This window comes from Actinomadura rudentiformis (genome assembly GCF_008923185.1).
GTDB lineage: Bacteria > Actinomycetota > Actinomycetes > Streptosporangiales > Streptosporangiaceae > Spirillospora > Spirillospora rudentiformis.
The window spans coordinates 43843-59218 of record NZ_WBMT01000036.1 but is presented as its reverse complement, the minus strand read 5'-3'; the positions used below and the strand labels follow the sequence as shown (position 1 = coordinate 59218).

13 protein-coding genes are annotated in these 15376 nt (G+C 68.9%); 1 reads left to right on the top strand and 12 read right to left on the bottom strand.

Translation table 11 applies throughout. The features are described 5' to 3' along the window. Positions 1 to 3: 3 nt before the first annotated feature. The 11 genes from F8566_RS48390 to F8566_RS48340 all read right to left on the bottom strand — a co-directional run bounded on the left by F8566_RS48390 (position 4) and on the right by F8566_RS48340 (position 11676). Entirely contained in the window at positions 4 to 423 is a 420-nt protein-coding gene (locus F8566_RS48390; protein ID WP_151571052.1) for a roadblock/LC7 domain-containing protein, read from the bottom strand. Next, positions 420 to 3194, bottom strand: a complete 2775-nt coding sequence (locus F8566_RS48385) for a sensor histidine kinase (protein ID WP_151571050.1) — start codon at positions 3192 to 3194, stop codon at positions 420 to 422. The genes F8566_RS48390 and F8566_RS48385 overlap by 4 nt, the downstream gene beginning before the upstream one ends. Positions 3195 to 3466: 272 nt before the next feature. Beyond that, complete coding sequence (locus F8566_RS48380; RefSeq protein WP_151571048.1) at positions 3467 to 3844, bottom strand: hypothetical protein; 378 nt, start codon at positions 3842 to 3844, stop codon at positions 3467 to 3469. A gap of 171 nt (positions 3845 to 4015) precedes the next feature. Continuing rightward, the gene (locus tag F8566_RS50700; RefSeq protein ID WP_192810278.1) at positions 4016 to 4639 is read right to left on the bottom strand and encodes an ATP-binding protein; all 624 of its coding nucleotides are present in this window, start codon (positions 4637 to 4639) and stop codon (positions 4016 to 4018) included. 63 nt (positions 4640 to 4702) lie between these two features. Continuing rightward, entirely contained in the window at positions 4703 to 5284 is a 582-nt protein-coding gene (locus F8566_RS48370) for a PadR family transcriptional regulator (RefSeq protein WP_151571046.1), read from the bottom strand. A gap of 62 nt (positions 5285 to 5346) precedes the next feature. Next, the gene (locus F8566_RS48365) at positions 5347 to 7230 is read right to left on the bottom strand and encodes a fatty acyl-AMP ligase (RefSeq protein WP_151571044.1); all 1884 of its coding nucleotides are present in this window, start codon (positions 7228 to 7230) and stop codon (positions 5347 to 5349) included. Between the two features lie 6 nt (positions 7231 to 7236). Further along, positions 7237 to 9021, bottom strand: coding sequence for an acyl-CoA dehydrogenase family protein (locus F8566_RS48360; protein WP_151571042.1), 1785 nt, complete (start codon positions 9019 to 9021; stop codon positions 7237 to 7239). A gap of 27 nt (positions 9022 to 9048) precedes the next feature. Continuing rightward, positions 9049 to 9468 (bottom strand): nuclear transport factor 2-like protein, encoded by a 420-nt coding sequence (locus tag F8566_RS48355; protein WP_151571040.1) that lies wholly within the window; start codon positions 9466 to 9468, stop codon positions 9049 to 9051. Positions 9469 to 9742: 274 nt separating this feature from the next. Continuing rightward, on the bottom strand, positions 9743 to 10621 hold the full coding sequence (locus F8566_RS48350) for an SGNH/GDSL hydrolase family protein (RefSeq protein ID WP_151571037.1): 879 nt from the start codon (positions 10619 to 10621) through the stop codon (positions 9743 to 9745). A gap of 165 nt (positions 10622 to 10786) precedes the next feature. Beyond that, positions 10787 to 11419, bottom strand: coding sequence for an SGNH/GDSL hydrolase family protein (locus tag F8566_RS48345; RefSeq protein ID WP_151571035.1), 633 nt, complete (start codon positions 11417 to 11419; stop codon positions 10787 to 10789). Then, the gene (locus F8566_RS48340; protein ID WP_151571033.1) at positions 11416 to 11676 is read right to left on the bottom strand and encodes an acyl carrier protein; all 261 of its coding nucleotides are present in this window, start codon (positions 11674 to 11676) and stop codon (positions 11416 to 11418) included. Before F8566_RS48340 ends, F8566_RS48345 begins: the two co-directional genes overlap by 4 nt. A 752-nt stretch (positions 11677 to 12428) precedes the next feature. Here F8566_RS48340 and F8566_RS48335 point away from each other — a divergent pair. Further along, positions 12429 to 13370, top strand: a complete 942-nt coding sequence (locus tag F8566_RS48335; protein ID WP_151571031.1) for a glycoside hydrolase family 113 — start codon at positions 12429 to 12431, stop codon at positions 13368 to 13370. A gap of 159 nt (positions 13371 to 13529) precedes the next feature. On the opposite strand, the gene F8566_RS48330 is transcribed toward F8566_RS48335, so the two are convergent. Then, positions 13530 to 15341, bottom strand: coding sequence for a DUF2334 domain-containing protein (locus tag F8566_RS48330; protein ID WP_151571029.1), 1812 nt, complete (start codon positions 15339 to 15341; stop codon positions 13530 to 13532). Positions 15342 to 15376: the final 35 nt, after the last annotated feature.

Genomic DNA, 15376 nt, shown 5'->3' with positions numbered 1-15376 from the left:
CGCTCACCCGGATTCCGTTCCCGGGCCGCGCGGTCTCAGCCCCGTGGAGAGCTGCCGGCCGACGCGTTTGACCAGCATGGTCATCTCGTACGCGACGAGACCGGCGTTCGCGCCCACTTCGCTCAGCAGCGCCAGGCAGCTGTTGGCACCGGCCGGGACCACGAAGAACAGTCCCTTGTCCATCTCGATGATGGTCTGCCGGATCTCACCGGAGTCCAGCTGCGGCTTGGCGCCGATCGCCAGGCTGTGGAAGCCGGCCGCCAGCGCGGCCAGGTATTCGGAGTCCTCGCGGCCCACGTCCCGCGACGATCCCATCACCAGGCCGTCCCTCGACAGCACGACGACCTTGCGCACCTGGGGCACGCGGTCGACGAGGTCGTTGAGCAGCCAATTCAGTTCGGTCCCCACTCCCTGCTGCGTCATGATGTCGGTCCTCCCCTTCCCTCTGCGTAATCGGACGGTCCCTCGTCCTCGTCCCGGCCGCGCATCCAGCCCGCCTGGAGATCGGCGAACAGGTCCCGGGACGCCTCGGCCGAACGTTCCTCCCAGGCGACGAGCGTGTCGTCCGGCTGGTACGCGGCTGACGGCTCATCGCTGCGCAGCTGCGGCGCCAGGCTGGCTCTCCTGGTCCGCCGCGGCAGCGGGGCCCGCGAACCGGAACCCGGCTGCGCGTGCGGAGTGGCCATCGGTTCGCCGAACGACACCGGCGAGGAGAACGGGGACGGCCGGTCGGCGGGTTCGGACGCCCACGTCGGAGCCTCCGTGCCCCACCTCGGTGTGTCGGTCGCCGACCACGTCGGCGTCTCGTTGCCCCACGCGGGTGTGTCCGAAGCCCAGGTCGGCGCCTCGGGTGTGTTCGAAGTCCAGGTCGGCGCCTCGGGTGAGCCCGGTGAAGGCGACGGGGCGGGCGGCGCGGACGGATCCGGTGCGGCGGGCGGTGCGGGGGTCCCGAACGACGGTGGCGCGTCCGCTCCCGTCCCCTGAACGGGGGACGCGGGCGCGTCGAAGGGCGTCGGAGCGTTCAGCATCGCCTTGGACTTGAGCAGTGCCTGCCGCTGACCGTTTCCCTGGTCTGCGGTCGATGGGGTGTGGCCGTTCCCCCCGGAGGGGCCGGAGCCGTTCGGCATCGCGTCCGGCGCCTGCCGCGGGGCGGGCACACCGTCGGCGGCGACCCCGTTGGAGCCGTTGATGGCGGATTCGCGTTCGTCCTCGGGCTGGTCGATGTCCACCATGAGCTCACGCGGGATCAGCACGACCGCCGAGACGCCGCCGTACACCGACGGCTGCAGCGCGACCCGGATCCCGTGCCGCCCCGCGAGGCGGGCGACGACGAACAGGCCGAGCCGGTCGGTGACGGCCAGGTCGAACTCGGGCGCCCGCGACAACCGCAGGTTGAGGGCGTTCAGCTCGGCCTGGTCGAGCCCGATGCCGCGGTCCACGATGTCGACCGCGAAGCCGTTCGCCCCCATCTCGCCGCGGACCAGCACCTCGGTCGGCGCCGGCGAGAACACCGTGGCGTTCTCGATGAGCTCGGCGAGCAGGTGGACGACGTCCGCCACGGCCTCCCCGATCAGCGCGGCCTCGGCGGACAGCACGACGACCTCCACGCGCGTGTAGTCCTCCACCTCGGCGATGGCGGCGCGCATGACGTCCTCGACGGGGACGGGCCTGCTCCAGCCCCGGCCGGGTGAGGCACCGGAGAGGATGACCAGGCCTTCCGCGTGGCGGCGCATACGGGTCGTGAGGTGGTCCAGCCGGAACAGGTCCGCCATCACGTCCGGGTCGGTGGCGCGGCGTTCCATCTCGTCCAGCATGCGCAGCTGCCGGTGGAGCAGAGACTGGCTGCGCCAGGCGACGTTGAGGAAGACGCGGCTGATGCCCTCGCGCAGATACGACTCGCGGACCGCCGTCTCGATCGCGGTGTGCTGGACGCGGGTGAACGCGTCGCCCACGCGGGAGACCTCCCTGGTCTTGCCGATGATGAGCGGCGGCGCCTCGGCCTCGACGTCCACCTCCTCACCGCGGCGCAACCTGGCGACGACGTTGGGAAGCCGGTCCTCGGCCAGCTGGAGGGCGGCGCGCTGCAACCCGCGCAGCTCACGCGACAGGCTGCGGGCGGCGAAGATCGACAGGAGCACGGACGCCACCACCGCGAACAGGCCGAAGCCACCGACAAGGACGAGACGGCGGACGACCCGCTCGCCGATCGGCTTCGCAAGCTCGTTCAGCGCGAGGCTGGCCTGGGTGACCTTCTGCTCCCATGCCTGGGACAGCGGCGCGACGGTCGCCGACCACTCGGCGACCTCCGGCGGCAGCCGGTCGCCGCGCGAGTTGATCACGGCCTCCTCGATGGCCCGGTAACGCTGGAAGTTCGGGGTCGCCCCGAGCTGCTGCAACGGGCGCCTGAGGTCGTCGTTCATGTCCACGAGCCCGACCTGGAACTCACGCCGCCCGATGGCCGCCCACTCCGCGAAGGCGAGCTTCTCCTCGTCGCTCAGCCTGCCGCCCTTCGCGAGCGCAGCGGAGATCAGCGCGTCCTGGCGCAGCATGTAGGCGCGCGCGTTGCCCACGCTGATGAGCGCGCGGCCCTGTTCGAAGATGTCGAGGTCGTTGACGATGACCAGACCGCTGAAGACCAGGATGACGCGGTCGAGGATGTTGCCGTAGGACTCGATGAGCTCCAGCGTCCCGATCTGCCCCGTGTCGACCTTGGCCCGCAGCGCAGGCAGCCGGTCCAGGGCCTTCATCGCCTCGGCCAGCCGCTGGCCGGTGTCGGCCTTCGCCGCGTCCGTGGCCTCGGGCGAGAACGCCGACTTGCGGAACGCGTCCTGCACGGCGCTCGCGCGGGCGCGTTGCGCACCGAGTTTCTGCTTGTCCGCGGGCTTCCGGGTGCTCACCGCGACGACGCTCAGCGAACGTTCCTGCTGGAGCTGGTTGACGAGGAAGAGGCCGGGCAGGCCGACCTTCTCGTAGGTGGTGGAGAAGTCGTACTTGTCGATCGCCGGGCCCAGCGTGATGTTGGCGGCGAATCCCCAGAGGGCGACCAGGGACATCAGCGGCACGAGCAGCAGCACCGTGATCCGCAGGCGAATCGGCAGGCCTCGCCTCCTCGTGCCCCCGGGGTTCTCACGTGCCTTCTGCCTGGCGGCCGCCCCGGGCGGGCCGGGCGGCCGGCTCTTGCTCTTGGTGCCCATCAGATCTCACCCTCATGTCGGATCGGGCCGCAGGGCTCGGCCCGCCCTTCTTCTCGATGTCGGGTATTCGAGGCCGGGTCGTACGTCGTTCAAGCCGGGTCGTACGTCGTCGTACGCCGTTCAGGTCGAGCCGTACGCCGTTCAAGTCGTCGTACGGCGTTCAAGTTGTCGTACGTTGTTCAAGTCGAGGGCGCACGTCGTTGTGCGTCGTTCACGTCAGGTCGTGCGGGGCCGGGTCGTGCGAGGCCGAGCGGTCTCGCCGCCGGGGCGGATCAGCCCGCGGCGGACCACCCTTCGTGCCCGCCCGACCAGGTCTCCCCCGCGTTGGCACGCGCGACCAGCCGGCGGAGCCGGTCAGTGATCATCGCGACCGCCTCCGCGTGCCCGCGGGCCGCCTTCTCCCGCGTCGTGTACTGGCCGATGTCGGCGTGCATCGTGAGATCGGAGGCGATGGTCTGCCACAACAGCGGCCGACCGTTCGCCGCGAGTCCTTGGTCGATCACGGTGAACCAGGTCGACACGACCACCACGACCGGGCCGACGCGGATGACGTCCTGCGCGAGCAGGCGTGATCTCACGTCGAGCAGCAGCCGCTGTGCCTCGTCCGATGTCGCGGGTCTTCCGTCTGCTCGATACCAGTCCACAGACATCGCATCCCCACCCCTATCGCCGACGGTCTGTACGTCTGCGGGGTCTGTCGGATGCGGCGTACATCGCCATGTAAACGCGCATGATGCTCTTCCGCTCCAGAACCTGGGCTCCCGGTCAACCGGCAGGGCGGGACCGCCGGCCGGCTTGCTGTGAAGGGCTGACGCGGGGCGCTACGGCCACGCGGGCACTTCACACCAGACCGACTTGCCGGCGGAGGTCTGCTCGATGCCGTGCCGTTCCGCGATGATCGCCACCAGGAACCATCCCCTGCCGGTCTCTTCCAGCAGGTTGACCTGGACGGCGCGCGGAAGGACAGGGCTCGGGTCGTGGACCTCGATCCGGAGCCGGGTACCGACGCGGAGCATGCGCAGGCACAGCGTGGCACCGGACGCCGCGGCGTGCTGCACGGCGTTGGTGACCAGTTCGGAGACGAGCACTTCGGCGTCGTCCCGGACGTCCGGGATCTGGCAGCCGGTGGTGATGGAACGGCTGAATCCGCGGGCCAGGGGCACGGACGCGTGCACCGGCGGCAGGTTCAGCTCGCCCAAGAGCACTTGCTGCGGTTCGAGCAGTTCCATTGGCTGGAGCTCCGGGGGCTCCGCCACCGCGAGCACGGCAGGCGGGGCGGCCGCCGTGACCGTGGGGGACGTGGAGGGAGAGTGGGCCCTGACCGCGGCCGCGGACGGCGCGGTGGGCAGGTGCGCCACGCGGGGCGCGATGGGCGCGGCGTGCGCCTCGGCGTGTGGCTCGGCTGTGTTGCTAGGTCGCTCTATCGTGCGGTGTTCGCCCGTCATGAACGCCTCCTCGGCTGGGGCGTGGCGACCGGTTCCCGCGCGGGCGTGGCGTGGGGCCGGGGGTCACGATGGCTTGCCTTCCTCGGCGTGCGCGATTGCTCGGTCGCGCAGCAGTTGGGCAGTGCTCTCGAACCACTCTCGGTTCTCCTGCTCGAATCGGAGCCCACGCAGACACGTCAGGTAGGGCCCGATTGGAGAACCGGTACGCAGATAGGTCTCCTCGTCGAGATCACCACGAAGGTGCTCGAGAGTGCGCTCGAAGATCGCGATCTTGGCGGCGGAGGCCAGAGCACGGTCCTCAAGCTGTGCGATCACGGCGGGCGTGGAGATGTGGTCCACGGCCTGTACCATGACCAGGAGGTTTTCGCGGATGATCCCCGGCTTGGCGGGTACCGCGGCGAAACGTTCCAACTCGTCGATCCCGGCTTGGGTGACGGTGAACACCCGCTTGTTGGGGCGGTCGTGCTGGATGATCCGCCGACCGGTGATCAGTCCCTCGGACTCCAGTTTGGTCAGCTCCGCGTAGAGCTGCTGGGGAACGGCGTGCCAGTAGTTGGAGACGGACAGGTCAAAGATCTTGGCGAGCTGGTAACCGCTGTACTCGCCGTCCAGCAGGGCTGCGAGAACCGCGTGACGTAGCGCCATGGCCCGTCTTCTCTCCACTCTGTGCACCGGGTGATCTGTGACTTTATCAGGCAAAGACATACCTAGTCTCGTTTTTGACTAATTTGTTTTGACACATCTGGTTGAAGATCAGTTACGAGCGTGTTGATCTTCCCGTCCAGCAGGGCCTGCCGAGTGAGCCCACGCTGGATCTTTCCGCTGGTCGTACGGCGGATCGCACCCCGTCCGGCGAGCACGACGCTGAGCGCCGGCAGGTCGAACGCACGGGCGACACGGGCCTTGGTCCGAGCCGCCAGGTCGCACAGTGGAGCCTCCCCGCCCGGTGCGGTGCTCACCTCCTGCACGATGACGACCTGTTCCACGCCGGTGTCGATCGAGAACGCGGCGGTGTTGCGCGCCTTCGGGTTGGCTGCCTGGGCTGCCTCCTCCAGGTCGTGGGCGTGGATGTTGCGCCCGTTGACGATGATCAGATCCTTGATGCGCCCGGTCACGTACAGCTCCCCGTCCACGACGAAGCCGAGATCGCCCGTACGGAGGTACGGCCCGGCCCCGTCAGCGGTGAACGCGTGGAACGTCTCGCGTGTCTGATCGGGCCTGTTCCAGTACCCCTTGGCGACACTGCCGCCACGCACCCAGATCTCCCCCACGCGCCCCGGCGGCCGCACGACCCCGCTCTCCGGCCCGACGATCTGCACGTCCAGCGTGACCGGACTCCCGTTGCCGACCAGCCGCCGAACACCCCGTTCCGCAGGGTCGTCCGCGTCGGTGGCCGGTCGGTCATCCGTAGCGGGTGGGGTGTCGAGGGGGATTGCCTGGTCGTGGGTCAGGGCGTCGGCGTCGAAGTCACGGACGACGGCGCCGCCGCCGAACGAGGCTCCGGTGATGAGGAGCGTCGTCTCGGCCATGCCGTAGCAGGGCATCCAGACGTCCGGCCGGAACCCGACGGGGCCGAACCGTGCGACCATCCGCCGCAGCGTCTCGGCGCGGACGGGCTCAGCGCCGTTCTTGGCCGTCCGCAGCGAGCTCAGCTCAAGCCCCTCCAGCTGCCGGTCGGTGATCCGCCGCAGGCACAGCTCGTACCCGAAGTTCGGCGCCAGCATGATCGTCGCGCGGTGCCGGGTGACGAGCTCCAGCCAGAGGACGGGGCGCTTGATGAACGTGATCGGCGACGTGAACACGTACCGGCACCCGAGGTAGAGCGGCTGCAGGAACTGACCGACCAGGCCCATGTCGTGGTAGTGCGGCACCCAGCCGGTACCGATCGTGTCGGGGCAGCCCTGGATGCGGCGCTTGATCTCTTCGGCGTTGTAGAGCAGGTTGCCGTGGGAGACCATCACGCCCTTGGGTTCGCTGGTCGAGCCCGACGTGTACTGCAGGAACGCCAGCGTGTCAGGGCCGATGTCCGGCGTCGACCAGTCGCCGGGGTGGGCGCCCACGTCGGTCTCGGTGTCCAGGCACCCGACGTCACCCGCCAGGCCCGCGTCCGCGAGCCACTTCTCCAGGGGTCCGCGATGCGCCCGGTCGGTGAGGACCCAGCGGATGTCGGCGTCCGCGATGATCCGCCGCGTACGCCCCGAACGGCCGGCGTCGAGATCGGGCAGCGGCGCCGGTACGGCGAGGACGCGGGCGTACAGGCAGCCCAGGAACGCCGTCACGAACTCCAGGCCCTCCGGATAGAGCAACATGACGGCCCGGTCCTGAAGGTCGTACGCCTGCAGGCGCGCGGCCAGCGCGCGGGCGCGGCGGTCGAGCTCGGCGAACCCCAGCTCGGTCTCCCGGTACGTCCGGCCCGGTCCGCGTTCCTCGCTGACGAACGTGAAGCAGCGCCGGTCGCCGTAGGACGCCGCGTTCTCCCGTACGACGGAGACGAATCCGCCGCTGAAGCCCGCATTGAAACGAGCGCTGGATCTCGCGCTGGATCTCCCGCTGAATCCCGCGCCCCCGGCGAGGCCGTCGCGTGACCGCACGGCGGATCACACCCCGGCCCGCGGGTCGGGCGCGTCTTCGGCGGCCAGGGAGAGCAGCGAGAACCAGCGGCGCTCACCGAACCCCTTGAACATCGCCGCCTCGATCACGGCCAGATGGTCCTCGGTCAGCTCGGTATCGGGCTGGACGCGTTGCAGGAGGCGCTGCAGGCAGAGCACGAGCCAGCCCCCGTCGGCGAACGCCCCTCCGAAGTCGTCCCGGTTGTGCAGCCAGGTCAGCATGCACGAGACCATCGCGTGGATCTCGCAGTACCGCCGTGCCCGTCCCAGCGCCGCCACCGAGGTCGTGTCGCCCTCGGCCTCGTGGACGCCCGCGTGCATGTCGGCGCGCAGGTCGGCGATGCGGGACAGGAGATCGGCGAGTTCCTCCGCCACGCCCGGTGCGGCGTGCACCTTGGCCTCGGTGAGGACTTCGTACGCGGTCGCCTCGAACCGCTGCCCGATCTCGTCCAGGCCCTCGTTCGTGAGCTGGAGCCGCCGGCCGTCGGGGCGCCACGCGGGCGGGATGCGCGTCCAGCGGAAGAGGTCCGCCAGCAGCTCGTCCTCCTCGCCTGTGACCTCGGGAGAGGTGACGAGGTACGGCAGTTGCCCGGCGACGTTCGACAGGTTGACGTGCGTCGTGCCCTCGAAGATGCTCGCGATCGCGTGGTCGCGCTGGAGCTTCTGGAAGACGCCGTGGGCGACGCCCTCCCGCAGGTAGCCGCGTGCCGCCAGGACCGTGCCAATGCTGGCAACGACCTCTTCTCCCAGCACGGGCACGAAGTACTTGACGATGGACGACCACAGGCTGAGCCGTGCTGGGGCGACGGTCAGGCTGCGGGTCACCGGGATCGCGACGCACTCGGCGATGAGCAGGTCGAGATGCGCCTTGATCAGGTGATCGCGGATCACCGGGATCTGGTAGATGTCGGCGCCGTAGAGCGTGCGCTGGCGCGCGTACTCCATCCCGATCCGCACCACCGCGTCGATGGTGCCGACCGACAGCGCCGCGATCGCCGTCCGCGTGATCTGCAGCGTCTTCAGCGTCTGGACGAGGCCGGACCCCTGCCGCCCGATGACCCGGTCGGCCGGAAGCCGCGCACCCGTGAACACGATGCCGCTGAGGTCGTGCCCGCGCAGCCCCACCGTCCTGACCGGCGGGAGCACGAACCAGGTCTCCGGATCGAGCTGGTCCTTGTCGACCAGGATGAGTGAGAAGTCCCGGGAGCCAGTGCGCGCGTACGTGGTGACGAAGCGCCCCCGGGTGGCGTTGCCGACCGGCCACTTGGTGCCGGACAGGATCAGCTCGCCCTCCTGCCGCTCGGCCTCCGCCTCGCAGGCCATGACATCGCTGCCGTGGTCGGCCTCGGAGACGCCGAAGCAGGCGAGGGCGCCGCCGAGGACGCCGTCGGCGACGGTCCGCTGCTGGCGTTCGTCACCCCACAGCCACACGGGGTTCACGGCCAGCAGTCCGGACCCGTACATCACCGCGAGCGTGACGCTGCGCCGCGAGATGCCGCGGGTGACGAAGAACAGTTCCTCCAACGTCGCCAGGCGCCCGCCGAGATGGCACGGCACCAGGTACGCGGGGAAGCCCCAGTTCCTTACCGCCTCGACCGCCCCGCGCGGCAGTTCGTCGCGCTCTTCGGCTTCCACGATGGCCTGGTACGAGAACGGGGCGGCGCCATCGTCCATGGGATCACCGAGGTAGGCGTCCAGATCGGCGGCGATCCGGTGCGCCGGACTCAGCGCCGCGCGACCCGATCTCGCGCGGACGGTGACCTGGCTTTCCATCTTTCGACTCCCTCTTGCTGGTCTGAGTCAGGCGGACTCGTGTCGCTCCATCCGCCTTCCGACGAGCCGCGCGAGTGTCATCGCCGCGGGCAGAGGCCGGACCATGACGGTCAGGCCGGTGACGAGTCCGGCATCGTTGAACCTGATCAGGTCGAGTCCCTGCACGTGCTTGCCCATGACCCGGGCGTTGAAGATCAGTGCCTGCGCCGGCGGGAGGCCGAACCGGCTCGGCCGGCCGGCCGTGGTGGATCCCACCAGTTCGTCGGTGTAGTGAAAGTCCTCGAAGACCTCGAGAAGAACCCGAATCAGCTCGGTGACCGAGTCCAGGCCCTCGTAGGGCTTCACCATCACGGGGCTGTGGAACTCGATGGCGGGGTCCAGCGTCCCGGTGATCGCGGCGAGGTCCTTGGACTCCACCGCGGCACGGAATGTTCCAGGAACGGTCACGTTCGCTGCTCCTTTGCGTGAAGCGACGCCGTTCGGGGTGTGCCGGCACCGTCGACACCGCGCCGGCACTCGCCAGAGGTCGGACGCCGGCCCTCCGAAGCACCCGCGCCTTCCAGGCGCTGGCAGTTCGGGCGCCCGCGTCGTGTGGGCGTGCTGCATCGTTGGGAGACCTGCACATTTGTCGGGGGAGCGTCGGCGCTGCGGGGATGCGTCGGCACTTTGGGGAACGTCGGCGCTGTAGGGAGCGTCGACGCTGCGGGAACGTCGGCGCTTTTCAGCTCGCCGAACGCACCGGATGGACGTGACGTGGGGGCCATGTGGAACGTGGAGGCCATGGGGCCGGCGGCCATGGGGGGTACGCCGCAGGCGAGGAGACGGCCAGGGCCAGGTCGCGTGCCCAGACCCGGTAGCCGGCCGGTGACGGATGGAACCCGTCGGAGGCGAAGAGCCGGCGGTCGCGCGCCATTCCTTCGTCCATGGGCACGTGGTAGGCGCCGTGCGCGTGCGTGACCTCCTGCATGATCCTGTCCATGGCCCGCGCCTGGGCGCCCAGCATCATGCGCAGCGGCTGCGGGATCGCGGGAAACCGGTGAACGGGCGGCATCCCCGCGACGACCACGCTGGCATGGTGATACCTGCCGCGCAGAGCGGTGATGAGCTCGGACAGGTCGGCGGCCCAGCGTTTCAGGGGGCGGCGCCGGATCAGGTCGTTGATCCCGACGGTGACCACCACGAGGTCCGGGCCGAAGCCGTTCGAGGAGAAGCCGTTCGAGGAGAAGCCGTTCGAGAAGCCGTTCGAAGCCGGCACCAGATCGGTGATGACCCTGCGGACCGTGGCGCCGTTCTTGCCGTTGACCGACCAGGCGACGCTGCGGCGGAGATGATGGCGCAGGGCATCGGCGAGGAAGCCCGGCAACGCTTCGGCGTGCGCCGAGGCGCCCACTCCCGCGGCCGTGGACTCACCGATCACGAGAAGGCGGAACGCGGGCGCGGTGCCGGTGGTGACGCCGGTCTCGGCACCGGTCGCCGGGTCGAGCCGCGGCGTGTTGCGGGCCGTCCGGCGAGCCTGCACGAGCAGGATCGGCGCGAGCAGCAGGAACATCGTCGACTGCGCGATGCGGGTGACGTGGGCGAAGGAGAATGGTCTCTTCATCTCTAACCCCAGACGGTGACTGTCCCCCGAGGATCAGGTCGTCCGCTCAGCTCGCCGCACGAAAGGATCGTGAACTCTGATCGTTCGCTCGGATCGCTCTCGAAGATCGGCCAAGCCGGTCATCGAAATCGATCGTTCGCGTGGATCGTCGGGTCGATCATCGGTTCAGATCGTTCGCGCGCTGAGCAGGTCTCTGGCGATGTCCGCGATCACCTCCGCGACATAGGCGTGCCCTTCGGAATTAAGATGGATTCCATCTGGACTCCAGAGCGATGGATGGTCGACTCTGGGCACCGCCTCCGGCGGGAGAAATGTCATCCCGGAGGCCTTCGCACTCCGACTGAGCGCGTCGTTGAACTCGTGAATTCGTTGATGCACTCGTTTCTTTCTGAAGTCGGACATCAGGCCGTGGTAGAGCAACGGGGGGTGCGGTACGGGGGCGGCGATGGCCGCCGCGCCCATGCGCGCGGACCAGTCGAAGACCTCCTCGAGGCGGTCCGCGACGTCGGCGTTCTGGAACCCGTTGAGCGCGTCGTTCATGCCGCAGTTGATCACCACCAGGCCGGGCCTGAGGTGCTCGACCGCGGGCAACTGGTCCCGGACCACGTCGGCGATGACCGCACCCACCCGCGCCGCGTTCGCGACGTGCCCGCGCGGCATGTCCAGGTGGACCGCGAGGCGGCCGGCCCACCCGATCCAGCCTCCGGACGGGTCCGGGTCGTTCTGCCCCACGGCGACGCTGTCTCCGAAGACCACCAGGTGACGGCGGGCGGTGTAGTCGTCGGGCCAGCCGTTCATCGGCCTATGAGGTCGAGCAGATAGTCGGTCAGCGAGTCCACCGTCTCCCGGCGGCGCGCCTCGTCCAGGTCGACCTCCACCTGGAGGTGGTCTTCGATGTCGCTGATGATGCTGATGGCGTAGACCGAGTCGACGCCGTAACGGGCCAGCTCGACCGCGGGGTCGATGCTTTCGGCCGGCTTGTCGAGGTAGAAAGCGATCCGGTCAATGAGCCACGTTTGAAGCTCACCGTTGGATATTGTTGTCGCGTTGCCCACAGCGTTCCTCCTTTACCCGGGACGGGCTTTGAATCGATCGCGGTGGCCACCGGAGGACGAGCACAACGCAACATACAGCCAAACCAATGCCTCGTACACACCCCCAAAGTTGACTATCTGAACAGCCCTTCTGGCGCCTTGTAAATCGATCCGTCACCGCCGGAATAAAGGGCAGCGGAATATTCCGGGCACTCAGTTCCAATACCTGGCTTGGATCGACCACAGTCAGCTACGAAGCTGGCTAGGCTCAACCACAGTCAGCTACGAGCCTCCCGAACGCCACAGAGATCCGGTTGCACACCGGAAGGTCGCGTTGCCCCACGGACCAGCGACAACCCTCGAAACAGGCGTCCCGATAGATCGACTCGGGCCGATCTGTAGGCCCCCAAACGGCGGGCCCCACTGGGGGTATTTGGGACACGGTCGGCCACGCAAGTGGCGGCTACTCCCCGTACCACCGGCTGTCTCGACAGTCACAGTCGCCCCGGGCCGTGGCCGGATCGGGTCGGGAAAGTGTTACGCCTAGGCCATATCCGGATGCTGCAATGGGACGGGTGAGAGGGAGGGAGCGCGGCCGCACGGCCGGCCTGTTGATCATCCTGGGGATCGTCGCCGCGTGCTCGGTCTCGGAGCCCGGATCCGGCAAAAAATCACCGCGACCAGGTCACCAGAGCGCCGACGCGGGATCGAAGGCGGGGCCGGGGTCGAAGGCGCGGTCGAAGGCGGGGGCGGGAGCGAAGGCGGGGGTCCGAGTGGGAGCTGAAGAGCGGCGCGGCATCGCCCTGCCCTCGTGGAACACCGACGACTACGCGAGCCCTGCCGCGCGTTCCTACGTCCAGGCGATCGCGAAGACCGGCGCGCGCTGGATCCAGCTCAATCCGACCTGGTACCAGGACTCGCCGCAATCAACCGACCTGCACACGACGGAGGAGACGGCCAGCCACGCGAGCCTCCGGCACATCATCGGTCTGGCGCGGCGAGCCGGACTCAAGGTGATGCTGAAGCCGCACGTCAACCTGCCCGGCGACCAGGACCGGTCGGCGATCCGGCCGCGGAAGGATGACCGCGCCCGCTGGTACGCCTCGTACACCCGGTTCATCGTGCGCTACGCCGACCTGGCACGCGAGACCGGCGTCGCCGAGCTGGCGGTGGGGACCGAGCTGGCCGGGATGTCGGGCGACCGAGCCGACTGGCTCGCGGTGGTGCGGTCGGTGCGTGCTCGTTTCGGCGGGCCGCTGGTGTACGCGGCGAACTACGACGAGTTCGAGGACGTCGCGTTCTGGGACGCCGTCGACCTGATCGGCATCGACGCGTACTGGCCGCTGGCTCCGCACGCCACCACCGACGTCGCCGCGCTGCGCCGCGCCTGGCAGCCGATCCTCGACAAGGTGGGGCGCTTCGCAGCCGAACGGCGGCGGCCCGTTCTGTTCACCGAGGCGGGATACGTGAGCCAGCGCGGGACGACGACCGAGCCGTACGCGTGGGATCTGAGCAAGTCGAACGGGAACGCCGAGCAGGCGGCGGCCTACGAGGCCCTGCTGGCAAGCTGCGCGGGGCGGCCGTGGTGGGCGGGCGTTCACTGGTGGATGTGGGACGACTGGCCGGACGCCGCCGAGACCCCGCCGGACCTCTCGTACAGCCCGCATGGAAAACCCGCCGAACAAGTCCTACGCCGCTGGTGGCGCCCCAGCTGAAGCTCGGGGCGCCACCAGCAGCAGTCGTGCATGTGCGGTTATCGGCTCTCGGACGGAGTCACGGAATCGACGGGATTCATGGGATCGATGCGTTCACGAGATCGGTGCGTTCACGGGTTCGGTGCGTTCACGGACCGATGCGTTCACGGGATCGATGCGTCACGGGATCAGGGTCGCGGGGTCGACGAAGGTGTAGCCGAGGTCGCGGATCCCGCGGACGATCTCGCGCAGGGGGGCCACCGGGTAGTACGGGTGGTAGAAGGTGCTGGCGAAGCCGTCGCGGACGGCCAGGTTGTAGCGGGCAGCGCGGATGATGTCGGCGGGGAACCGGGCCGGGTGGTTGTTCTGCGACTCGGGCTCGTAGTTGCCGAGGTTCTCCGGCAGAACGGTCGCGCCGTTGACGTCACGGACGGGATACGGGAAGAACTGGCCGATGTAGCGCTGGCCATCGACCGGCCCGCCGGAGAGCTGGCCTGAGAAGAAGAGGCTGCGCTCCAGGCGTGCGGCGTAGTGCTGCTTGATGACGCCGTAGTCCAGCGCCGACGCGGCATAGTGCGGAGTCGTCCAGATCGTCGGCACCGGCAGCCCGACCGGCCCGTACTCCGCCTTGCCCGCCGCGATCCTGCCGTCGGCCCAGGTCTCGGAGTCCTCCGGCACCGGACCGTCGAAGATCACGTAGTCGTCGACGTTGACGTGCGCCCGGAAGAACTCGAAGTCGTCGCCGGTGACGCCGTTGTAAGGATTGGCCACGTTCTTGTACTGGTGCGTGTAGCCGTGGGCGACGATGCGGCCGCCGTTGGCGAGCATGTACTTGAGCGCGTTCACGACCAGTGGCCGTTGCGCCAGCGTGACGGTCTCAGGCACACCGTCGTTGTACTCGCCGTTCGGGTCGGTGTAGACGGGGATCACCTGGAAGGCGTACGGGATGCGCTGGCCGGCCAGGTAGCGGGCGATGTTCATCAGCTGGTTGGGATCGCTGTTCGGGCTGATGTCCTCCAGCCGCAGGATCGCGCGGTGCCGGGTGGGCGTGTTCGGCGCGAGCGCGTCGAACAGCAGGTCGTGCCAGGCGATGATCCGGTCGGTCTCGTTCACGTAGGAGTACGGGATCTCGCCGAGATACGTCAGGTTGGACGACCGCAGCGCCCACGGGAACGTCGTGGCCGGCGTGGTGCTGGTGTCGTTGGCGATCGCGAGCGGGGTCACCAGGGACGGGTTGGTGACGTACGGCCGCAGGACGCCGTTGTCGCCGCCGTCCGGGACGGTACGGGTCAGCGGCTGGGTCTTGTAGTCGACCCGGGTGACGTCTCCGATCGGGTCGAAGTAGGAGTTGGTCGGGTCCCATCCGTACTTGGCCGTGAAGTTGGCGATACCGATCTTGTTGGCCAGCGTCCAGATGTTGTCGTTGATCCAGATGACCGGTTTGGCGGTGGTGGCGACGTCGCTGTAGAAGGCGTCCGGGATGGCGTCGGGGATGCCGCCGCCGTAGTACGTCGAGCCGATGTAGATGGTCGCGGTGTGCTGTTCGACCTGGCCGGCGGTGTACTGCGAGACCGGCTTGGCGGTGACCTCGCCGAAGCGCCCGGCCAGGTTGGCGGTGGCCATCCCGTACAGCTCGCCGAGGAACCCGTATGGTCCGGTCGTGTCGTAAAGGATCAGCGCTGAGGTCGTGTCTGCGGCGCGCGCGGCCAGTCCGGTCTGGCCGGCCGTCTTCGAGGTGATCTTCAGGCCGGGGATCGGCTTGGTCGCGCGGGGATTCCTGCGCCGTTGCTTGTCGGCGCTGATCTGCTGCTTCGCCCAGTCCTTGAGCTTGAGCGCGGGCGACGGCGTCCGCACCATCGTCTCGGCTCGGCCACGGCCGTCAGGACCTGCCAGGCCGCGCCGATCGCCCCGGTGGTCCGCCGCCGCCCCGGCGCCGGAACCGGCCACGACCCCGAACGCGAAGATCACCACCAGGGCCGTCAGCAGCGCCATTGCACGCCGGCTTCGCCATCTCATCCTCATGAAGT